Below are 21,782 nucleotides of genomic sequence, written 5' to 3'. Positions count from 1 at the left end.
CCCGCTGATGTCGACCACCTCCAAGCTGCGCCGTGACCTGCGCAAGCGCCGCGAAACCGAAGCGGCCAACCGTGAAAAGGCCAATGCGTCGCCGGTGGAGCCACATGCCGAACTGCGCGACCAGCAACGCACGCTGCTGGCCGGCGTGGTGCGCCGCGATGGCGAATGGGTGCTGGGCATGGACGGCCGCATTGCCGGGCAGACCCCCAGTGCCGCCCGCGTGCTGGCGCTGATCATGCAGGCCGCCGAACTGCACGAGCGCCAGGGAACGCCGGTGCGCCTGGTGTATTCGGATGCATTGAAAGACGCCGCGCACGCCGAAGCCAAGGCCGACGGCAAGGATTTCGAGCAGTTCAAGACCGAGTTGGCCGCGTCGCTGAAACCCAAATCCTGACAACCGACCGCGCAGAAAAAAACCGGCCATTGGCCGGTTTTTTTCGTTTACGGGGCCTTCGGCGCTGCCGCCGCGCCAGGCGGCTGCCAGCCACACATCTGGCCCTGGTTCTGCTGCTTGAGCCACTCGTTGACCGGGGTGAAATACTCGATCATCGGGCCGGCATCGAGCTTGTCGCCGCCGGTGATTTCCTTCAGCGTGGCCTGCCACGGCTGGCTGGCACCCTTGCTCAGCATCGCCCAGAACTTCTGGCCGGCTTCCTTGTTGCCGTAGAAGCTGCACTGGTGCAGCGGGCCCTTGTAGCCGGCCGCGTCGCACAGGCCCTTGTAGAACTGGAACTGCAGGATGCGCGCCAGGAAGTAGCGGGTGTACGGGGTATTGCCCGGCACGTGGTACTTGGCGCCCGGATCGAAGAACTCCTCGCCGCGCGCCGAGGCCGGGGCCACGCCCTGGTACTTGGCCTTCAGGTCCCACCACGCCTTGTTGTACTGGTCCGGGGTGATCGAGCCATCGAACACGCCCCAGCGCCAGCGGTCGATCATCAGGCCGAACGGCAGGAACGACACGCCGCTCAGGGCCATGCGCATCTGCGCGTTGATGGTGGCCTCGCGGCTTTCCTGCGGCTTGTCGACCAGCCCGATCGAGTTGAGGTACTGCGGGGTCATCGCCAGCACGATGGTGTCGCCGATCGCTTCGTGGAAGCCATCGTTGGCACCGCCCTGGAACAGCGGCGGCAGCGGGTTGTAGGCCAGGTCGTAATAGATGTGGCCCAGCTCGTGGTAGATCGTGGTGAAGTTTTCCTCGGTCGGCTTGATGCACATCTTGGTGCGCACGTCGCCTTCCATGTTCATGTCCCACGCACTGGCGTGGCAGACCACGTCGCGGTCCAGCGGCTTGATGAACTGGGTCTTGTCCCAGTACGACTTCGGCAGCGCCGGCATGCCCAGCGACACGTAGAAGTCCTGCGCGCGTTCGGTCATCTGCTTGGCAGTACGCAGTTCGGCCTCACGCTGCGCCTTGTACAGCGCTTCCACGTTCGCGTTGCTGCCGCCGGCCTTGGCCAGTGCACCGCTCAGGTTGGCCTGGTACTGCTTTTCCAGCGCAGCGGTGATGTCCAGGCTGCCTGCGCCCGGGTACGGCTCAAGCTGGTCCCACAGGTTGGACCAGTCCTGCTGCCACATGTTGCCCAGCAGGTGCGCGGCGATCAGGCCGCCTTCGGTTTCGGCCTTGTCCTTGCCGTAGGTGCCGTCCAGCTTGGTGCGGGCGTAGCAGTGCAGCTGCTCGTACATCGGCTTGACCTGTTCCCACAGGCGGTCGGTTTCCGGGCCGATCTGCTCGGGCGGCATGTCGTAGCCGCTGCGCCACATCTGCCCGGCATCGGCGAAGCCCATTTCCTTGGCGCCTTCGTTGACCAGGCCGACGAAGCGCTGGTAGTCGGCGCGCATCGGCTTGGTGGTGGCGTGCCAACCCTGCCAGGCGTCCAGCTGCTTGTCGTAGTCGCGGCTGCTGGCCAGCACTTCTTCCAGGTCGCCCAGCTGGCGGCAGGTGGCCGGGTTGGCCTCGTCGGTGCAGTACTTGCCCGAGCCGTACGCGCCTTCCATGCGGCTGGCGATGCGGGTCAGCTCGCCCAGCTTGGCCGGGTCGCGCGGGGCCGGCATGGCGGTCATCAGCTTGAGCAGGTGGATCTGGCGCTTGGTGTCCTCGCTCATCGGCTGGCCGTCGTACTTGCCGGCCTGGGCGATCCAGCCGTTGAGGATGGTCAGCCAGCGTTCGTTGGCCTTGGCCGCCACGCGCTCGGAATCGTCATTGATGTAGGTCGAGGACAGCCACTGGGCCGAGGTCATTTCCGGGTACAGGGCCTTGTACTCGGCGTTGACGCGGGCGATGAACTGGTCCGCGGTCTCGGTCGGCGCGGTGGTGCCTGCGGCCGGTGCGGTGGTGGGGGACGATTCCTTCTGGCAGGCCGCCAGCGTCAGTGCGGCAGCACCGACAGCCAGGGCCAGCAGGAGCGGGCGGTGGTTCACGGGGACATCCTTGGGTGGTGACAGACCGGCGAAGGCTAGTGGGGCTGCCGCCGCACCGCAAGGGCCACAGGTCCCGTCAGCGCCCGCAGCCGGCGAACAGGTCGCGGTCGCGCTCGTACAGCGCGGTCTTCACCTGCATCAGGCCCAGTACCGACGGGAACACGTTGTCATGGTCCGTGTACTGGCTGGCGCGCCGCCGCACGCAGGCCAGGTCCAGCCCGCGGCTGGCGGCGAAGCCGGGCGAGAACCACATCGTCATCGGCACCCGGGTCTGTTCCTGCGGGGCGATCGCGTACGGCACCCCGTGCAGGTACAGGCCCTTCTCGCCGAGCGATTCGCCATGGTCGGACAGATAGATCATCGCCGTGTCGTAATCCTGCATGCCCTGCAGCGTGCCGATGGTGTGGGCCAGCAGCTGGTCGGTGTACAGCAGCGCGTTGTCGTAGCTGTTGGTGATTTCCTCGCGGCTGCACTTGCCCAGGTCCGGGGTGTCGCAGGTCGGGGTGAAGTGGCGGAAGCGGGTGGGGTAGCGCTCGAAGTAGCTCGGGCCGTGGTTGCCCAGCTGGTGCAGCACCACCACCCGGTCGCCCGGCGTTGCACGGACCTGTTCGGCGAGGTTGTCGATCAGGATCTCGTCCATGCAACGCCCGTTGGCGCACAGGGTGGGATGCGTTGCATCGTCCAGTGCCTGCATCGGCAGCCCTTCGCACACGCCCTTGCAGCCGGACTGGTTGTCGCGCCACAGCGTGCCGATGCCGGCGTGGTCGAGCACGTGCAGCAGCGACTGGTGCGCGCGGATCTTCTTCTCATCGTAATCGTGGCGGCCATAGGGCGAGAACAGGCAGGGCAGCGACACTTCCGTGCTGGTACCGCACGAATGCATGTCCGGGAAGTTGATCGCACTGGTCTGCGCCAGCTGCGGCGTGGTCTGCCGGGCGTAGCCGTTCAAGCCCCAGTTCTGCGCACGCGCGGTTTCGCCCATCACGATCACCAGCAGCCGCGGCTTGCTGTCGGCAGCGCGCGGGGTGGCCTTGGCATCCAGCCCGATCGGCAGCTTCGGTGCGCGCTGGATCGGGTTGTCGCCGCGCAGCGCCTTGGGCAGGCCCAGCAGGTAATTGCCCGGCGTGGCCAGGTAGCGCACCTCGCGCTGGTTGCGCATCAGCGCCGACATTTCCTGGAACGACAGCAGCGAACCGCCCAGTGCGGTGGCGGCCGACAGCAGCAGGAAGCCGCCACGCCACAGCAGTGCCTTGCCCCAGCTGCGGCGCAGCAGCTGCACGCGCCACAGTACGACCATCGGCAGCGCCGCGAGCAGCACCAGCGGGGCGATCAGGCTGGGAGTGATCAGTTCGCGGCTTTCCTTGTGGTCAGTCGCCAGCACGTTGCGCAGCATGTCCGCATCCAGGTAGATGTGGTAACTGCCCATGTAATGGGCGGCCATCGCCGTGCCCAGCAGCAGCACGCCGATCATCACCTTTGCGTTCCAGCGCCACACCAGCAGGCCCATCAGCAGGCTGTGCGCGCCGACCAGCAGCAACAGCAGCGAAAGGCCGAAGCGCAGGCTGCCCGGATGGGTGGCCATCGCGCTGTGCCAGAACAGGCCGTTGCAGGCCAGCGCGAAGAACATGCTGGTGAGCGCGATGAGGGTTTCGGTGGACCAGGTCGGGCGCCAGTGGCGCAGGGCTGACAGCGAGGCAAGGCGCGGCATGTGCGATGCGAGGGTGTTCATGCGCGGACTCCGCGGGCGGTGATGCGGCGTACCAGCAGGAACAACAGCAGCGACACCGTCCAGCAGGTCGCCAGCGTCCACAGGTCATGCGACAGGAAATGCGCGCCGCGCAGCTGCTGCGCGGCGCCGAACACGCCGCCGGCGACCAGCCCCACGGCAAGGCCGCGCCATCGCCATGCCGGGCGCACCAGCAGCGCGAAGAAGTACAGGCTCACCCAGGCAAACCCGGCGCTGGAATGCCCCGCCGGGAAGCACACCCCGCGCGGCATGCCGTGCGGGCGGGTGGCGAACAGGCCTACGTACTCGCGCAGGCCGCCGTAGCGCGCCAGGTCCCACGGGCAATCCATGTTGGTGAGCGACTTCAGCAGCGACACCACGCCGGTGCCCAGCGCGACGGCCATTACCAGGTATAGCAGCGGCCAGCGCCATGCGGCCGTGCGTTCGTGGCGCCAGGCGTGGAAGCACAGCACGATGGCCAGCAGCGTTGCCGCTGCGCTCAGCCACTTGCCACCCTTGTGGATCAGCTGGCTGGTGGCCCATGCGTTCTGCAGGAGCCAGTGATGGCCTTCCATGCGGAACAGCTGGTCCGCAAGCCACTGGTCGCCCCCGCCCACCATCAGCACGGCACTGGTGGCCAGCACGGCCAGCAGCGGCCAAGCGAGATGGCGGCGCAGGAAACCGGACACCTGCGCGGGCGCATCGGAAGCAAGCGGGACAAGGGCAGGGGAGGCAGGAAGCATCAGGCAGGGCCGGCGGGGAAACCGGCGCCATGGTCGTCAGCGGCGTGTCGGAGACCGGTCGGAGCGATGTTCCCCGCGCGTTAATCGGCCGCGCTGTGCATCCGCGATTCAGTCACCATCGTCCACGCCGGCGGCTGCATCCTTGGACAGTTCCGCGTGGCAGGCTGCATTCCATGCCGTGCCGGGTACCAGCCACCAGCGGTTGCGGTTGGCACTGCCGATCATCACTGCCTGCGCGCGATCCACGCACGGACTGATCGCCTGTTCCAGCACCAGCAGCCAGCGGTTGTGCGGCGCCTGCGCCAGCCACGGGCCAGCGTCATGCCACTGTTCGTCCCAGGGGCGCTTGAACCCGAAGTCGGTCACCGGCCGGTCGGCCTGCAGCAGGTTCTGCTCGCGCCAGGCCAGCGCGCCCAGCTCGGCCGACGGGCCGATCCGCTCGCCGACCTGCTGCATCAATGCCGATGAAGAACTGTACGGACCCAATGCAGGCATCAGGCCCCAGCCGTGCAGGTTCCACAGCAACACGGCAGTCAGCACCGCGAGCGTGCCGGCGCGCCGCTGGCGCAGCCAGGCGGCCAACAGCAGCACCACAATGCCGAATCCGAGCAGCCACGCCCCGAGTACCGGCAGCAGGGTTTCCGGCATGCCGCGCTTGGCCAGCTGCGCATGCGCCCAGGCACCGTCGCCCAGCAACTGCGCGCCGATCCCCAGCGCCGCCGCGCCCAGCACCAGCACGTAGGCCAGCAGCAGCCAGCGCGGACCGGGCCGGCGCAGCAGTCCCGGCAGCAGCGGGGCGGCGGCCACGCACAGCGCCGGCAGCATCGGGAAGATGTAGACCTCGCGCTTGCCGGGGCTGGCACTGAAGAACAGCAGCACCAGCAGCGCCCAGCCCAGCAGCAGCCAGTAGCGCCCATCCAGGCGCTTGAGGCGCCTCCACCACGCCGGAACCAGCGCGGGCAGCAGCAGGCTGCCGGGCAGCCACAGCGTGGCGATCACCTGCAGGTAGTACCAGGCCGGCTGCACGTGGTGCCAGGCATTGGCATAGCGGGTGCCGGTCTGCTTGAACAGCAGTTCGCGCGCATAGCCCTGCAGCTCCGGCGAGGGGTCATTGAGCAGCGCGATCCCAAGTGGGCCCAGCCACACGGCGGTGCCGAGCAGGAATGCCGGTATCAGCCACAGCAGTGAACGCGCTCGGGGCAGGGCAGCGCCAGGCCGCGGCTGGCCTTTCCAGCGCCACAGCGCCCACGGCAGCAGCACCAGCAGCGGCAGGAAGCCCACGCCCTTGGTGACCGTGCCGAGACCCGCGGCGAACCCGGCCACCCACAGCATCAGCGTGTTCGGCCGTTCCAGCAGGTGGCGCAGCAGCGCCCACAACGACAGGGTGGTAAGCGCGACCAGCACCATGTCGATCTGCGCACGCTTGGCCATCAGCCCGAACTGCAGGCAGCTGGCCAGCGCCAGCAGCGCCCACCAGGCGATTCGCCGGTTCCACAGGCGCCGCGCCAGATCCCAGCTCAGCCACAACGTGGCCAGCGCGGCCAGCAGCGAGGGCAGCAGGAAGGCCAGGTTCCAGTTCCCGATGACCTGGTAGGTCGCCGCCTGGATCCACATGAACACCGGCGGCTTTTCGGCGTACAGTTCGCTGCCCCGGTGGGGCAGCAGCCACTGGCCGGTCTCGACCATGGCCCGGGCGGCCAGCACGAAACGGGGCTCATCCGGCGGGGTAGGGGCGCGCAGTCCGATCCCTGCGGCAAGGGCCAACAGCAGGGCGAGGCAGGTCAGCAGTCGCCACCGATGGCGGGTCAGGATCGTCTGCAAGGGCAAGGGATCGGTTGGAAAGCCCGCACTGTCGCCCAGCCGATGTAAGAAAGGCGTCGAACCGGGGCGATTGCGACCGGATTCCGACATTCCACGGGCTACCATGGCGGTATCACTCCCGAGTTCCCGACGCATGCGGCTCCTGGTCATTGAAGACAACCGCCAACTGGTCGCCAACCTGTTCGAGTATTTCGAAGCGCGTGGCCATGTCCTCGACGTCGCCCCCGATGGCGTCACCGGCCTGCACCTGGCCGCCACCCAGAGCTACGACGCGCTGATCCTGGACTGGATGCTGCCGCGCATGGAAGGCCCCGACGTGCTGCGCCGCCTGCGAATCGAGCACGGTTCGGAAGTGCCGGTGATCATGCTCACCGCGCGCGACGAACTGCCCGACAAGATCGCCGGCTTCCGCGCCGGCGCCGACGACTACCTGACCAAGCCGTTCGCCCTGCCGGAACTGGAAGTCCGGCTGGAAGCGCTGCGCGTGCGCGCGCAGGGGCGCAACCCGCGCAAGGTGCTGGAAGTAGCCGATCTCACCCTGGACCTGGCCACGCTGGAAGCGCAGCGCGACGGCCAGGCCCTGCACCTGTACCCGGCCTGCCGCAAGCTGCTGGAAGTGCTGATGCGCGCCAGCCCGGCGGCGGTCACCCGCCAGCAGCTGGAGTTCGCGCTGTGGGGCGATGAGCTGCCCGACGGCGACCTGCTGCGTTCCCACATCTACGAACTGCGCCGCAGCGTGGACGGTCCGTTCCAGCACAAGCTCATCCATACCCTGCCGCGCGTGGGGTATCGCCTGGGTGCGCCGGCCACCGAAGGCCACGATGAAACTGCGTAAGCCCGCGCCGCTGCACCGGCGGCTGGTCTGGTGGCTGCTGGGCTACCTGGCGTTGATCTCGCTGGCGGTGTTCAGCGTGGGCAACTACGTGCACGAGCATGCCGAGCATTCGGCGTGGCGCGCACTGTTGAACTCCGAACTGGACAGCATCGTCAGCCACATCGAACACGAACCGCACTACCGCTGGCAGGACTCGGACACGTTGCGCCTGTTCACCGTCGATGGCAGTCCCGGTGTTCCGCCGATCCTGCGCACCCTGCATCCGGGCCTGCACGACGGCGTGGAAATCGCCGGCCGCGCCAGCGCGGTGATGGTGCGCGACACCGCCGGGCAGGGCCGGCTTGCACTGGTGCTGGACATCAACGACTTCCACGACCTGGAAGAATTCGCCACCCGCTGGGTGATGCTGGCCAGCGTGGTGATGATCGTAGTGACGGTAGTGATGGCCTCGTTCGGCGTCAGCCGCCTGGTCAGCCCGCTGCGGTCTCTGGCCCGGCATATCGACGGCCTCAAGCCCGGCGTGGTTGGCCAGCGCGTCGAAGTCGACCCGCGCGGCAGTTCCGAGCTGTACGTCATCGCCGCCGCACTCAACGACTACCTGGCCCGCAACGAACAGTTCGTGGAACGCGAACGGGTGTTCATCAGCACCGCCAGCCACGAACTGCGCACCCCCATCGCGGTGATCACCGGCGCCGCCGAACTGGCGCTGGAGCAGCCCGCGCTGCCCGACCGTGCGCGCCAGCAGATGCAGCGCGTGCACCGCACCGCCCAGGGCGTGGAGCAGCTTATCCAGCTGCTGCTGGTACTCGCGCGCGAACCGGCGCGCCTGGCCGCGTTGAAGGAACGCATCCCGCTGGACCAGCTGGTGCCGGACATCATCGAAGACCATCGCCACCTGATGGGCGACAAGGACCTGCAGATCGCCGTGCAGGGCCTGGCCAACGTGGACATCATCGCGCCGCTCGGCGTTGTCCAGGCCGCGATCGGCAACCTGCTGCGCAACGCCATCGAAAACAGTGGCCGCGGCACCATCACCATCAACGTATCCGACCGTGCCGTGGTCACCCTGCAGGATCCCGGCGAAGGCATGAGCCCTGAAGAAATTGCCGCGGTCTACGCGCGCATGGCCCGCGGTGATCGCAACGGACAGAGCGGCATCGGCCTCGAACTGATCGCCCGCCTGTGCGAACACCTCGGCTGGGCACTCACCATCGAACAGAGCGAACCGCGCGGTACCCGCGTCATCCTCGACCTGAGCGCATCGCTGCCAGGGTAGCCGAGGCAGTGCGCGGCAGCGCAACGTGGCATGTGGTGAAGACAGTGTTAAGCTCAAAAAGGCGTCGCATCATGCGGCGCTTTTTTTTGCCCTTTCGATCGACAGAGGATCGCATGCCGACCGAACCCAGTACTGCCCTCATCACCAGCGACATCGTTGGCCTTGGCCTGATCGCCGCCACCCTGGCCCTGATTTTCTGGGCCGCCAGCGGCCCGACCCCCCTGCTGAAGAAAATCTTCGCCTGGGTGCCCGCCCTGCTGCTGTGCTACTTCATCCCGGCCATCTACAACACCGCTGGCCTTATCGACGGCCACGACACCGCCCTCTACAACCCCATCGCCCGCGACGTGCTGCTGCCCGCCGCCCTGGTGCTGCTCACCCTTTCCATCGACCTCGAGGGCATCCTCAAGCTCGGCCCCAAGCTGCTCATCGTGTTCTGCGCCGGCACCTTCGGCATCATGCTAGGCGCCGTGGTGTCGTTCCAGCTGATGTCCTGGATCCACCCGGAAACCGTCGCCGGCGACACCTGGGCCGGCATGGCCGCACTGGCCGGCAGCTGGATCGGTGGCGGCGCCAACATGGTCGCCATGCGCGAAGTATTCGGCACCGACGCCACCACCTTCGGCCAGTTCGCCGTCGTCGACGTCGCCTGCGCGAGCCTGTGGATGGCCGTCCTGCTGTTCCTGGCCAACCGCGCCACCCAGATCGACACCCGCAACGGCGCCGACACCCGCGCCATCGACGAAATGAAAGCGCGCATCAGTGCCTATGAGGCCCAGAATGCCCGCATTCCCAGCCTCACCGACCTCATGCTGATCGTCGGCGTCGCCCTCGGCGGCGTCGGCCTGGCCCACGCCATCGCCGCCCCCCTGAGCGCCTGGTTCAAAGCCCACATCAGCTGGGCCAGCCAGTTCAGCCTCGACAGCGCCTTCGTCTGGGTGGTCCTGCTCTCCACGTTGCTCGGCCTCGGCCTGAGCTTCACCCGCGCACGCAGGCTCGAATCGGCAGGCGCATCCCGCCTGGGCACCGTGTTTCTGTACTTCCTGATTGCCTGCATCGGCATGCAGATGAACCTGCTGTCCCTGCTGGACCGCCCGTGGCTGTTCCTGCTCGGCGTGATCTGGATGCTCACCCACATCCTCGTCCTGTGGACTGTCGCCAAGCTGGTCAAAGCGCCGTTGTTCTTCTTCGGCATCGGCTCGATGGGCAACATCGGCGCAGCGGCATCGGCACCCGTGGTGGCAGCGGCGTTCCATCCCAGCCTGGCGCCGGTGGGGGTGCTCCTCGGAACAGTCGGATACGCCACGGGAACCGGTCTGGCATACGTAACCGGCTTGATCCTTAAATGGATGGCCGGAGCATAACGACACCATCAGTATCGGGAAGGCCGGCCAACGGCCGGCGCTACCTGCTCTCGGTTCCGTCATCAGCCATCTGTGGATGGCGGGGCGGCGGTGGGGGTGCGGGACTGTAGAAAACATGGATGTTTTCTACAAGCCCCCAGGGATGGGTTCACGGCGTGTCCCGCACCCCCACCGGCGCCCCGCCATAGCCATTGGAAATGCAGAGCCAAAAAGAAAAGGCGGCGCAGATGCGCCGCCTTTTCGCTTCTAGAAGCCGTCTCGACCAACGGTCGAGACCTACCGTTCAACAGCGCGATAGCGCCAATGTCAGCAGCAGCGACCCCCATTGCGGCCGCCGTAACGCGCTTCCTGACGCTCGCGGAAGAACGTCTTGTAGTCCATCGGCGTGCGGTCCGGATGCTTTTCCAGCACGTGCCGCACGTAGTTGTCGTAATCGGGAATCCCGCAGCACAGACGTGCCGTCTGCACCAGGCGCCGCCAGATGCGTCGGTGCGCCTGGTACTGCCCGACCGGAACCAGACCCGTGCTCATCACAGGTCCGCCATCTGGTGCGGCTGCAGCGCCACGTATTCCGTCTCACGGTCCGTGCGCTGCGGCGTACGGCGTGCCACCACGATCGTCTTGATCGCATAGGCCAGGATCGCGAACACCACGAACAGGAACAGCACCGTCAGCCCCGTGTTGACGTACGCGTTCACCACGATCTGCTGCATCTGCCCCACCGTCTTGGCCGGTGCCGTGATCGTCCCGCTCGCAATCGCATCCTGGAACTTGTGCGCCTGCGCCAGGAAGCCCTGCGCCGGATTGCTGTCGAAGATCTTGATCAGCCCCGCATACGTCGTGCAGATCAGCAGCCATACCGCCGGCACCGCCGTCACCCACGCATAGCGGTCACGCTTCATCTTGAACAGCACCACCGTACCCAGCATCAGCGCGATACCCGCCAGCATCTGGTTCGAGATGCCGAACAGCGGCCACAACGTCTGGATGCCACCGAACGGATCCACCACGCCCGTGTACAGCAGATAGCCCCACAGCGCCACGCAGCCCGCCGTCGCGATGATGTTCGCCGTCCACGACTCGGTCTTCTTCAGCGCCGGGATGAAGTTGCCCAACAGGTCCTGCAGCATGAAGCGGCCCGCACGCGTACCCGCATCCACCGCCGTCAGGATGAACAGTGCCTCGAACAGGATCGCGAAGTGGTACCAGAACGCCATCATCGCGTTGCTGCCACTTGGGATCGCCTGGTGCAGGATCTGCGCGATACCCACCGCCAGCGTCGGCGCGCCACCCGCACGGTGCAGGATCGTCGGCTCGCCAATCGCCGCCGCCGTCGCCTCCAGCTGCTCCGGCGTGATCGTGAAGCCCCACGTCGTGGTGATGTAGTGTGCCGCCGAGACCGCATCGGCACCGATCACCGCCGCCGGGCTGTTCATCGCAAAGTAGATGCCCGGATCGATGATCGAAGCGGCCACCAGCGCCATCACCGCCACGAACGATTCCATCAGCATGCCGCCGTAACCGATGTAGCGCATGTGGCGCTCATTGGCCAGCAGCTTCGGCGTCGTACCCGACGCGATCAGCGCATGGAAGCCCGACACCGCACCGCACGCAATGGTGATGAACAGGAACGGGAACATGCCGCCCTTCCACACCGGACCATCGCCGCTTGCCGCGAACTGCGTCAGCGCCGGCATCTTCAGCTCCGGCATCACGATCAGGATGCCGATGGCCAGCGCCACGATCGTGCCGATCTTCAGGAACGTCGACAGGTAATCGCGCGGGGCCAGCAGCAGCCACACCGGCAGCACCGAGGCCACGAAGCCGTAACCGATCAGCATCCAGGTGATCTGGATCCCGGTGAAGGTGAAGGCCGGGCCCCAGACCGGGTCCGCCGCCACCTTGCCGCCGTACCAGATCGCCAGCAGCAGCAGGATCAACCCCACCACCGAAATTTCGCCGATCTTGCCCGGGCGGATGTAGCGCATGTAGATGCCCATCAGGATCGCGATGGGCATCGTCGCAATCACCGTGAACATGCCCCACGGGCTTTCCGCCAGTGCCTTCACCACCACCATCGCCAGCACCGCCAGGATGATGATCATGATCAGGAATGCGCCGAACAACGCGATGGTGCCAGGCACCTGGCCCATTTCCTCGCGCACCAGGTCACCCAGTGAACGCCCGTTGCGGCGGCTGGAAATGAACAGGATCATGAAGTCCTGCACCGCGCCGGCCAGGACCACGCCCACCACCAGCCACAGCAGGCCGGGCAGGTAGCCCATCTGCGCTGCCAGCACCGGGCCCACCAGCGGCCCCGCACCGGCGATGGCCGCGAAGTGGTGGCCGAACAGCACGTGCTTGTTGGTCGGCACGTAATCCAGGCCATCGTTGTTGATCACCGCGGGCGTGGCCCGGGTGGGATCCAGCTGCATCACCTTGTCGGCGATGAACAGGCTGTAGAAGCGATAGGCAATGAGATAGATGGAGACTGCGGCGACCACGATCCACAGCGCGTTGATGTGTTCGCCCCGCCGCAATGCGACGGTGCCAAGACAGAATGCGCCGAGCAGCGCGAGCGCCGCCCAACCCAGCTTGGAAAAACCTTTCATGAGATTGCGTCTCCCTGAAGAACTCCGTAAGGGTCCGCCCTGGCAGTGACCGGGTCAATGCGCCTGCGGAGGCTTGCCGCTAGTACTTTGGTCGTACACGGGTACAGAACACCACGCTTGGAACAATCGGTTGCGGGCATGACGGTTGGCGCCTCCGGGGGCTGCGCCCATCTTGTATCCATCTTCCTTTCGCCGGAGTCAACATGAGCAGCCCAACCCCGGTGCGCGTGCAGCGCACCATCCGTGGCATGGCCACCTCCGACGGGGCCGGCGTGCGCCTGACCCGGGTCATCGGTGGTCCCTCGCTGCCGGACCTTGACCCGTTCCTGCTGCTGGATGAATTCGGCACCGATCGCGCCGAGGACTACATCGCAGGCTTCCCCAGCCACCCGCATCGCGGCTTCGAAACCGTGACCTACATGCTCGACGGGCGCATGCGGCACAAGGACAACCACGGCAACGAGGGCCTGCTCACCCCGGGCAGCGTGCAGTGGATGACCGCCGGCCGCGGCCTGGTGCATTCGGAAATGCCCGAGCAGGAATCGGGGCAGATGCGCGGCTTCCAGTTGTGGGTGAACCTGCCGGCGCGCGACAAGATGACCGATCCCAAGTACCAGGAGTTCGCGCCGGACCGCATCCCGCTGGCGCAGCCGGCGCCGGGCGTGCAGGTCAAGGTGATCGCCGGGCAGGTGGGCGACACGGTCGGCCCGATCGTGCAGCCGGCCACCGATCCGTTGTACCTGGATGTGCAGCTGGATGCAGGCACGGCCTGGGATTACGTGCTGCCGGAAGGGCATAACGCGTTCGCCTATGTGTTCGAAGGCGGGCTGACGATTGGCGACGGCGATGACGCGCGTCCGGTCGACCGGCAGGAAATGGCGGTGCTCGGTGGCGGCGAACTGCTGCAGCTGCGCGCGGGCGCCGGTGGAGCGCGATTGATCCTGGTCGCCGGGCGGCCGTTGCGGGAGCCGGTGATGCGCCATGGCCCGTTCGTGATGAACACCCGGCAGGAACTGATGCAGGCCTTCGTGGATTTCCAGGAAGGCCGCTTCTGAAACAAGCCAGCGCCGGCCATTGGCCGGCCCAGGCGATCCGGGTGCCGGCCAACGGCCGGCGCTACCGGGTGTCACCGCTCCGCGGCGACCGCCGACGGATTGAGGTTCATGCCCTGCGACAACGTCTGCAGCGCGCGCAGCTCGCTGGCGTCGCTGGGATACAGCGAAATCTGCGCGTAGCGGTTCTTGTCGAACTTGACCACGGTCATGCGGCGGGTGGCATACCCCGGCGGCTGCTGTCCGCCCAGGTCAGGCTGGTACCAGTACAGCGACTCACCGGCAAAGTTGCCCTTTTCCTGGCGCAGCGGGCGAGGCAGCGGAATATCCGGGTCGCGCCCGGTGAGCATCATGGTCATGACTTCGCGCCCGTCTGCCGCAGTGGCCTTGCAGAGCACGTAGGTGGCCGCAGACTGTTCCTGCCATTGCAGGCCGCTGGATTCGGGCAGTGCCGGGCATTTGGCGGCCGATTGCGCCGTGGCGATGCCGGCCGTCAGTGAAAGGCCAAGGAATATCAAGGCGTGCAGGATCTTCATGCGTTCCCCCAAGTGTGCAAGTAGCCGTGCCGTCCCCTGCGGGCGCTTCCGGTGGCCAAGCGTTCCCTGGCCGATGTGCTGCGCATGCCCCATGCGCGTACCGGAAGGACCCGTCAGGTGACGGTCTGGTGATTTCGACCTTAACGGAATGTGACCGGTTCTTCAAATAACCGTTTCAAATGATTCTGAACCCGGTTAGCGGGGTGGGCCATCGGCACCGATCCATTTGTAGGCGATGCCGCCGATCAGGCCGCCCAGCAGCGGGGCCAGCCAGAACAGCCACAGCTGGCCAAGCGCGCCGCTGCCGGCGAACACCGCCACGGCGGTGGAGCGGGCCGGGTTCACGGAGGTGTTGGTGACCGGGATGCTGATCAGGTGGATCAGGGTCAGGGCCAGGCCGATGGCGATCGGGGCGAAGCCCGCCGGGGCACGGCCGTGGGTGGCACCCATGATGACCACCAGGAACAGGGCGGTGAGCACCACTTCGCACAGGAAGGCGGCGGCGACGCTGTAGCCACCGGGCGAGAGTGCGCCGTAACCGTTGCTGGCGAAGGCACCGGCCTGGCTGCTGTCGATCTGGAAGCCGGGTGCGCCGGAGGCAATCTGCAGCAGGATGAAGCCGGCCAGCAGGCCGCCCAGCACCTGGGCGACGATGTAGGGCAGCAGGTCGCGTGCCGGGAAGCGCCCGCCGACCCACAGGCCGACGCTGACAGCGGGGTTGAAGTGGGCGCCGGAGATGTGGCCGAACGCGTAGGCGCCGGTCAGTACGGTGAGGCCGAAAGCCAGTGCGACGCCGAGGAAGCCGATGCCCAGCGGGTTGCCGTCACCGCCGAATTTCGCTGCGAGGACGGCGCTGCCACAGCCGCCGAGAACCAGCCAGAAGGTGCCGAGGAATTCGGCGGCCAGACGCTTGCCCATGCTCATTGAAGATCTCCACGGATGCCCAGGGGGAATCACGTCGGAAATCGGATGATGCAACGGGCGCGCATCACGCCGGCAGTGGAATGAATTCCTTGTCGTCGCCGGGAATGTTGCCGAAAGCACCCGATTCCCAATCGTGCTTGGCCTGCTCGATGCGTTCCTTGGAACTGGACACGAAGTTCCACCAGAGGTGGCGCGGTCCGTCCAGCGGTTCACCACCGAGCAGCATGGCCTTCAACGGCGTCTTGGCACGCAACCGGCCACGGGCGCCGGCTTCGGGAATGATGAGATGCTGGGCGGGCAGATCGACGCCGTCGAGCTGGGCCTCGCCTTCCAGGATGTAGAGCGCGCGTTCGACGTGGCCGGTATCAAGGTCGAGTTCGGCACCGGGGTCCAGGTCGATGGCGACGTTGAGGGTGTCGGCAAAGACTTTAACGGGGGATTCTTCGCCGTAGGCGCGACCGGCGATGACGCGCAGCCACGCGCCATTGCGGCGCTGCTCGGGCAGGGTGGCGGCGGCGTGGTGGTAGAAGGCGGGCGCGGTTTCTTCATACGCCTTCGGCAGTGCGACCCAGGTCTGCATGCCGTGGATGGGGTGGTCGTGTTCGCGTTCGACCGGCGGGGTGCGTTCGGAGTGGGCGATGCCGCGGCCGGCGGTCATCCAGTTGACGTCGCCGGGGCGGATCACCTGGTCGGAGCCGAGGGTGTCGCGGTGGCCGATGGCGCCAGACCAGAGGAAGGTGACGGTGGCCAGGCCGATGTGCGGGTGCGGGCGGACGTCGATGCCAGCACCGGCGCCCATCACGGCGGGGCCCATCTGGTCGACGAACACGAACGGGCCGACGCTGCGCGCCTGGATGCTGGGCACGGCGCGGCGGACTTCGAGGCCGCCGATGTCATGGACGCGCGGGGCGATGATGGTCGTCATGCGGGCTTTCTCGCTGGCGGGGGACAGGTTGGAAGCATTGCACGGTGTTTCATCTGCTGCATGGCCCGTTCGGGTAACAGGTTGTTTCGTTTATCAGCCCCCGATGCAAAACAAAAACGCCACCTTTCGGTGGCGTTTCTGCTTCGATCAATCGATTCTTTAAATCACCGGTTCGCGCAGCACTGCCGCATCCCAACCCGGTCGCGGGGCAAAACGGTCGCCGTGGCGCTGCTGCAGTACCTTCAGGCGCTCCACCAGCGCATCGGCGCCGGTGGCGCGGATGTACTGGATCGGGCCGCCGCGGAACGGGGCGAAGCCGGTGCCGAAGATGACGCCGGCGTCGAGCAGGTCGGCGTCAGCCACCACGCCGTCGTGCAGGCAGGCGACCGCTTCGTTGAGCAGCGGCAGGATCAGGCGGTCCTCCAGGTCCTCCGGCGCCTGGTAATTGGCCGGTACGTCCGGCTTCTGGGCGCGGCCGTTGTCCCACTTGTAGATACCCTGGCCATCCTTCTTGCCGCGCTTGCCCGGTTCGACGGTCTGCAGGGCAGCGGGGATCTGCAGGCCCAGGAACGGGGCCAGTTCCTTGCCGACGCCGGCGGCGACGTCCAGACCGACGGTGTCGAGCAGTTCGATCGGTCCCATGGGCATGCCGAACTTGACGGCGGCCTTGTCGATGACCGGGCCGGGCACGCCTTCGGCATAAGCGGTGGCCGCTTCGAGCATGTAGGGGAACAGGACGCGGTTGACCAGGAAGCCGGGGGTGCCGGCGACGGGCACGGGGAACTTGCCGAGGGCCTTGCAGAACGAGGCCAGGCGGCGTTCGGTTTCCGCGGCCATGCCGTCGTGGTGGATGATTTCCACCAGCGGCATCTGGGCGACGGGATTGAAGTAGTGCAGGCCGGCGAACTGGGCCGGGCGCTGGATGTGGTCGCGCAGTTCCACCAGCGGGATGGAGGAGGTGTTGGTGGTCAGCAGGGCGTCGGCCTTCATCTTCGGCTCGAGCGTCTGGTACAGGCCACGCTTGGCTTCGGCATCTTCGATGATGGCTTCGATCACCAGGTCGGCCACGGCAACGCCGTCGCCGGCGAGGTCGGCCTTGAGGCGGGCGGCGACGGCGGGGCGCTTGCTCTCGTCACGCACTTTCTTGGCGAACAGGGCCTGGGCGCGTTCGATGGCCGGGTCGATGAAGCGCTGTTCGCGGTCCTGCAGGGTGACCTCGAAGCCCTTGTACGCAGACCACGCGGCGATGTCGCCGCCCATCACGCCGGCGCCGACCACGTGCACGTGGCGGATGCCGTGGTCCTTTCCGCCCAGTGCCTTGAGGCGCTCGGTCAGGAAGAAGATGCGGATCAGGTTGCGCGCGGTCGGGGTGCCGGCCAGCTTGACCACGGCGCGGCGTTCGGCGTCCAAGCGGGCCTGGATGCCGCTGCCGCCGGTGCGTGCCCAGGTGTTGATCAGGGCATACGGGGCGGGGTAGTGGTCTCTCCTGGCCTTGCGCGCGACCTGCTTGGCCATCTGCGGGGCGAGCAGCCTGCGCGCCAGCCAGGTGTTGGTGGCCCAGGCGGTCAGGCGTTGTTTGAACGGGCGGGTGGTGCCGGACAGGCCCAGTGCGACGGCGGTGTCGAGCAGCACCGCCGGGGCGACGACCTTGTCGACCAGGCCGATGTTGCGGGCGGCCGATGCCGACAGGTTGCGGCCGGTCAGCATCATGTCCATGGCGGCGGGGGCGCCGACCAGCTGCGGCAGCCGCGCGCTGCCACCCCAACCCGGGAAGATGCCGAGCTGGGTTTCGGGCAGGCCGATCCGGGTGGAGGGATCGTTGGAGGCCACGCGGTAGCGGCAGGCCAGCGCCAGCTCGGTGCCGCCGCCCAGGCAGTGGCCATGGATGGCGGCCACGGTCGGGCAGGGCAGCTCGGACAGCTTCTGGTAGGTGGTCTGGCCACGGCGGATGGCGTCGTTGACGGTGCCGCGGCGATCGAACTCCTGGAATTCCTTCAGGTCCGCACCGGCGATGAAGCCGGCCGGCTTGATCGACTGCACCACCACTGCCTTGGGCGGGTCCAGCGCCAGGCGTTCGACCAGGTCGCCCAGTTCCAGCAACACGTCCTGCGACATCGCATTGACGCTGCTGTCGTGGCGGTCGAGGCTGAGCACCACGACACCATCGTCACGGATCTCGGGGTGCCAATGTGAGAAGCGGAGCCCATCGAAGCCTGAGAGCATGGAGGCGTTCCATCCGGTTGTGTATGGAGAAGGGGGCTATGATCCAGAGGTTGTTTCCTCCCCGTCAAATCCCTATAGCTGGGGGGGGGGAGGAGCACCCGGTTCATGGCGGTGATCTGGAACCTTAACGGAACGGTGGTTAAAAGCTGGTACGGCGCGCGGTGATCGGCGCTGAACTTTTCCCGGGATTGGCAGTCTCATTGCCCGACGTCGGTTGGGCTGACAGGAGTGCGGCCCCCCATGGCCGAGGTTGAAACACCACAGGAGCTGGACCTGGAGCTGGTCCGGCGCGTGCAGCGCGGCGAAAGCGCGGCGTTCGATGTGCTGGTGCGCAAGTACCAGCATCGGATCGTCGCCTTGATCGGGCGCTACATCGCCGACTGGAGTGAATGTCAGGACGTTGCCCAGGATACGTTCGTCCGCGCTTACCGCGCGATCGGCAGTTTCCGCGGCGATGCCCAGTTCTATACCTGGTTGCACCGGATCGCCGTGAATACTGCCAAAAACCATCTAGCCGCCCACAACCGCCGCCCGCCCACCGATGACATCGAAATCGGGGACGCCGAACAGTTCGACAGCGGCACCCGCCTGCGCGATACCGACACGCCCGAACGCGAGTTGATGCGCCAGGAGCTGGAGCAGACGGTGATGAAGGCGGTGTCGGCGTTGCCGGAAGAGTTGAGATCGGCCATCACCCTGCGCGAGGTTGAGGGCCTGAGTTACGAAGAAATCGCGCAGAAGATGGGGTGCCCGATCGGCACCGTGCGGTCGCGGATTTTCCGTGCCCGCGAGGCGATCGACACTGAACTTCGGCCGCTGCTGGATGTCGGCAGCGCCACCCGCGAGAAGAGCCGCGTATGAGCCACCAGATGCCTGACAAATTCGATGCCCACCACCGCCAGCAGCTTTCTGCACTGGTCGATGGAGAGCTGCCGCTGGAAGAGGCGCGGTTCCTGCTGCGCCGCCTGGAACACGATGAAGACCTGTCGCGCTGCCAGGAACGCTGGCAGCTGCTGGGCGATGTGCTGCGCGGGCAGGCCTGTGCGCCGGCGCCGCAGGGCTTTGCCGACCGGATCCAGGCCGCTGTCGCGGCCGAGCCGGTCACGGTGGTCGCCGCAACGCCGGCCCCGCGCCAGCGCCGCGGCGGTCTGCTGCGCTGGGGTGGCGGTGCCGCGCTGGCCGCCTCGGTGGCCGCCATCGCGCTGTTCATGAGCCGCGAGCAGTTGCCCGGGCAGGCGCCGCTGGAGCAACCGACCACGATCATCGCCAGCCAGGCGCAGCTGCCGCCGGCACCGCCGCGCGCGCCGCTGGATGCCGCCGTGGTGGCCGATGCCGCCCTGGCCGTGGCCGCCGTGCCGGCCGCAGCCGTCACTGCCCGCCGTAGCAGTGCCACCCGCACCCAGCAGGCTGCCGCGCGCAGCGTGGCCGGCCGCAGCGCCGAACCGGTGCGTGCGGTGGCCAGCCAGCCGGCGCCGGCCCCGTCGGTGCCAGCCACCGATGCCCGGACCCTGCCGTTCGGTGAAGTCGGCAACCTGCAGGCCCGGCCGTGGCCGCGCTCGACGGTGGGCAGCAGCGGGGCGCTCAATGCCAGCTTCTCCACGCAGGAGCCCCAGGCGGCGTTCTATCCGTTCGAGCCGCGCCTGCAGGATGACGCGTCCGGCGCGCCGCCGGTGCGTCGCCAGCGCGACTGACCTTTGCCTCCATTCCCGACATCCAGGCGCTGCACGCGACGTGCAGCGCCACCCCTTCCCCTGAACATCCCTGACCCGGAGGCTCGAGTCTGATGACCGCCCGTATCCGCACGCACGCCATGGCCTTGCTGGCCATCACCCTTCCGCTGGTGGCCTGTGCCCAGTCGCCCAGCCCGACCGCGCCTGCAGCGCAGGTGGCCGCCGCCCCGCGTGCGCCGGCCGCGCCGCTGGTCAGTGGCCTGCCGGACTTCACCAACCTGGTGGAGCAGGTCGGTCCGGGCGTGGTCAACATTGAAACCACCATCGTGCGCAGCAACCGCCAGGCGCGCGGCGCCGGCCCCGGTCCGGGCGATGACGAGATGCCGGAGTTCTTCCGCCGCTTCTTCGGCCCGGACTTCCAGATGCCGGGCCAGCCCGGTGGCGGTGATGAAGGTCCCAGCATCCGCGGCCGCGGCATGGGCTCGGGCTTCATCATCTCGCCCGACGGCTACGTGCTGACCAACCACCATGTGGTGGCCGACGCCGGCGAAGTGAAGGTCAAGCTGGGCGACCGCCGCGAGTTCACCGCCAAGGTGATCGGCAGCGACCAGCAGTACGACGTGGCCCTGCTCAAGATCGATGCGAAGAACCTGCCGACCGTGCGCGTGGGCGATTCCAACACGCTCAAGCCCGGCCAGTGGGTGGTCGCGATCGGCTCGCCGTTCGGCCTGGACCACTCGGTCACCGCCGGCGTGGTCAGTGCGGTCGGGCGCAGCACCGGCGGCCAGGACCAGCGCTACGTGCCGTTCATCCAGACCGACGTGGCGATCAACCAGGGCAACTCGGGCGGCCCGCTGCTCAATACCCGCGGTGAAGTGGTCGGCATCAACTCGCAGATCTTCTCCGCTTCGGGCGGCTACATGGGCATCAGCTTCGCGATCCCGATCGACCTGGCCATGGGTGCGGTCGAGCAGATCAAGAAGAACGGGCGCGTGAGCCGTGGCCAGCTGGGCGCGATCGTGGGCGCCATCACCGGCGACGTGGCGCAGGGCTTCAACCTGCCCGACAGCCGTGGCGCGCTGGTCAACGAACTGGTACCGGGCAGTGCCGCGGCCAGGTCCGGGCTGGAAGTCGGCGATGTGATCCGCTCGGTCAACGGCACCCCGATCAACACCTTCAGCGATCTGCCGCCGCTGATCGGCGCCCAGGCGCCGGGCAGCAAGGTCCGCCTGGGCGTGCTGCGCGAAGGGAAGGAGCGTGAGATCACCGCGACCCTGACCGAGCTGGCCGAGGATGCCGCCCGCGGCACCGCCGGTCCGGCTGCCGCCGACGCGTCGCCGCAGGTGGGTGCCAACGCCCTGCTGGGCCTGGACGTGGCCGACCTGACCGCCCCGCAGCGCCAGCAGCTGGGGCTGGACGCGGGCGAAGGCGTGCGCATCACCAACGTCAAGGGCCAGGCTGCCCGCGATGCCCGGTTGTCGCCGGGCATGGTGATCCTGCAGGTCGGGCGCACCCCGGTCGGCAGCGTGGCGGCGCTGAACAAGGCGCTGGGCGGCTACAAGAAGGGCGACGTGGTGATGCTGCTGGTGCGCGCGGGCAGCAACAGCGCCTTCGTGGCGGTCAAAACCGGGCAGTAAACCCCGTCCCTGCTGCGTTT

General features: G+C 67.4%; 18 protein-coding genes. 8 read left to right on the top strand and 10 right to left on the bottom strand.

All coding sequences use genetic code 11. The features are described 5' to 3' along the window. Nucleotides 1-7 precede the first annotated feature (7 nt). Nucleotides 8-394 (top strand): hypothetical protein, encoded by a 387-nt coding sequence (locus SOM39_RS03555; RefSeq protein ID WP_320457490.1) that lies wholly within the window; start codon nucleotides 8-10, stop codon nucleotides 392-394. Nucleotides 395-441: 47 nt separating this feature from the next. On the opposite strand, the gene SOM39_RS03550 is transcribed toward SOM39_RS03555, so the two are convergent. The 4 genes from SOM39_RS03550 to SOM39_RS03535 all read right to left on the bottom strand — a co-directional run bounded on the left by SOM39_RS03550 (nucleotide 442) and on the right by SOM39_RS03535 (nucleotide 6,708). Then, nucleotides 442-2,418, bottom strand: a complete 1,977-nt coding sequence (locus SOM39_RS03550; protein ID WP_320457489.1) for a M2 family metallopeptidase — start codon at nucleotides 2,416-2,418, stop codon at nucleotides 442-444. A 76-nt stretch (nucleotides 2,419-2,494) separates the two neighbouring features. Then, nucleotides 2,495-4,147, bottom strand: coding sequence for a phosphoethanolamine--lipid A transferase (locus tag SOM39_RS03545; protein WP_320457488.1), 1,653 nt, complete (start codon nucleotides 4,145-4,147; stop codon nucleotides 2,495-2,497). Beyond that, nucleotides 4,144-4,887 (bottom strand): phosphatase PAP2 family protein, encoded by a 744-nt coding sequence (locus SOM39_RS03540; RefSeq protein WP_320457487.1) that lies wholly within the window; start codon nucleotides 4,885-4,887, stop codon nucleotides 4,144-4,146. The genes SOM39_RS03545 and SOM39_RS03540 overlap by 4 nt, the downstream gene beginning before the upstream one ends. A 108-nt stretch (nucleotides 4,888-4,995) precedes the next feature. Beyond that, nucleotides 4,996-6,708, bottom strand: coding sequence for a glycosyltransferase family 39 protein (locus SOM39_RS03535; protein ID WP_320457486.1), 1,713 nt, complete (start codon nucleotides 6,706-6,708; stop codon nucleotides 4,996-4,998). A gap of 133 nt (nucleotides 6,709-6,841) precedes the next feature. Between SOM39_RS03535 and SOM39_RS03530 the strand changes: the two genes are divergently transcribed. From SOM39_RS03530 to SOM39_RS03520, 3 genes are all read left to right on the top strand, one after another. Then, nucleotides 6,842-7,543: a response regulator transcription factor gene (locus tag SOM39_RS03530; protein WP_217537764.1), complete on the top strand. Its 702-nt coding sequence runs from the start codon at nucleotides 6,842-6,844 to the stop codon at nucleotides 7,541-7,543. Beyond that, complete coding sequence (locus SOM39_RS03525; RefSeq protein WP_320457485.1) at nucleotides 7,530-8,819, top strand: HAMP domain-containing sensor histidine kinase; 1,290 nt, start codon at nucleotides 7,530-7,532, stop codon at nucleotides 8,817-8,819. Before SOM39_RS03530 ends, SOM39_RS03525 begins: the two co-directional genes overlap by 14 nt. Before the next feature lie 113 nt (nucleotides 8,820-8,932). Beyond that, a complete protein-coding gene (locus SOM39_RS03520) occupies nucleotides 8,933-10,183 on the top strand; it encodes a DUF819 domain-containing protein (RefSeq protein ID WP_320457658.1) in 1,251 nt (416 codons plus the stop codon). A 306-nt stretch (nucleotides 10,184-10,489) separates the two neighbouring features. On the opposite strand, the gene SOM39_RS03515 is transcribed toward SOM39_RS03520, so the two are convergent. Further along, entirely contained in the window at nucleotides 10,490-10,714 is a 225-nt protein-coding gene (locus SOM39_RS03515; RefSeq protein WP_068853636.1) for a YbdD/YjiX family protein, read from the bottom strand. After that, complete coding sequence (locus tag SOM39_RS03510; RefSeq protein ID WP_068853635.1) at nucleotides 10,714-12,795, bottom strand: carbon starvation CstA family protein; 2,082 nt, start codon at nucleotides 12,793-12,795, stop codon at nucleotides 10,714-10,716. Before SOM39_RS03510 ends, SOM39_RS03515 begins: the two co-directional genes overlap by 1 nt. 203 nt (nucleotides 12,796-12,998) lie before the next feature. On the opposite strand from SOM39_RS03510, the gene SOM39_RS03505 reads away from it, so the two are divergent. Beyond that, complete coding sequence (locus SOM39_RS03505; RefSeq protein ID WP_068853634.1) at nucleotides 12,999-13,850, top strand: pirin family protein; 852 nt, start codon at nucleotides 12,999-13,001, stop codon at nucleotides 13,848-13,850. Nucleotides 13,851-13,921: 71 nt separating this feature from the next. Here the strand turns inward: SOM39_RS03505 and SOM39_RS03500 are convergent, their stop codons facing one another. The 4 genes from SOM39_RS03500 to SOM39_RS03485 all read right to left on the bottom strand — a co-directional run bounded on the left by SOM39_RS03500 (nucleotide 13,922) and on the right by SOM39_RS03485 (nucleotide 18,455). Continuing rightward, the gene (locus SOM39_RS03500; protein ID WP_210130831.1) at nucleotides 13,922-14,383 is read right to left on the bottom strand and encodes a hypothetical protein; all 462 of its coding nucleotides are present in this window, start codon (nucleotides 14,381-14,383) and stop codon (nucleotides 13,922-13,924) included. Between the two features lie 195 nt (nucleotides 14,384-14,578). After that, nucleotides 14,579-15,307: an aquaporin Z gene (gene aqpZ, locus SOM39_RS03495; RefSeq protein ID WP_320457484.1), complete on the bottom strand. Its 729-nt coding sequence runs from the start codon at nucleotides 15,305-15,307 to the stop codon at nucleotides 14,579-14,581. A 64-nt stretch (nucleotides 15,308-15,371) separates the two neighbouring features. Beyond that, the gene (locus tag SOM39_RS03490) at nucleotides 15,372-16,232 is read right to left on the bottom strand and encodes a pirin family protein (protein WP_068853632.1); all 861 of its coding nucleotides are present in this window, start codon (nucleotides 16,230-16,232) and stop codon (nucleotides 15,372-15,374) included. Nucleotides 16,233-16,391: 159 nt separating this feature from the next. After that, nucleotides 16,392-18,455 (bottom strand): 3-hydroxyacyl-CoA dehydrogenase NAD-binding domain-containing protein, encoded by a 2,064-nt coding sequence (locus SOM39_RS03485; protein ID WP_320457483.1) that lies wholly within the window; start codon nucleotides 18,453-18,455, stop codon nucleotides 16,392-16,394. Nucleotides 18,456-18,695: 240 nt separating this feature from the next. Here SOM39_RS03485 and rpoE point away from each other — a divergent pair, with 240 nt between their 5' ends. From rpoE to SOM39_RS03470, 3 genes are all read left to right on the top strand, one after another. After that, nucleotides 18,696-19,316 carry an RNA polymerase sigma factor RpoE gene (rpoE, locus tag SOM39_RS03480; RefSeq protein ID WP_068853630.1) on the top strand — a complete coding sequence of 207 codons (621 nt, stop codon included), beginning with the start codon at nucleotides 18,696-18,698 and terminating at the stop codon, nucleotides 19,314-19,316. Then, complete coding sequence (locus SOM39_RS03475; protein ID WP_414715838.1) at nucleotides 19,313-20,146, top strand: sigma-E factor negative regulatory protein; 834 nt, start codon at nucleotides 19,313-19,315, stop codon at nucleotides 20,144-20,146. Before rpoE ends, SOM39_RS03475 begins: the two co-directional genes overlap by 4 nt. 92 nt (nucleotides 20,147-20,238) lie before the next feature. Then, on the top strand, nucleotides 20,239-21,762 hold the full coding sequence (locus SOM39_RS03470; RefSeq protein ID WP_320457481.1) for a DegQ family serine endoprotease: 1,524 nt from the start codon (nucleotides 20,239-20,241) through the stop codon (nucleotides 21,760-21,762). Nucleotides 21,763-21,782 lie beyond the last annotated feature (20 nt).

Source organism: Stenotrophomonas sp. CFBP8994, from assembly GCF_034044835.1.
Classification (GTDB): Bacteria; Pseudomonadota; Gammaproteobacteria; order Xanthomonadales; family Xanthomonadaceae; genus Stenotrophomonas; species Stenotrophomonas rhizophila_A.
This window is presented reverse-complemented; position numbering and strand designations above follow the sequence as displayed.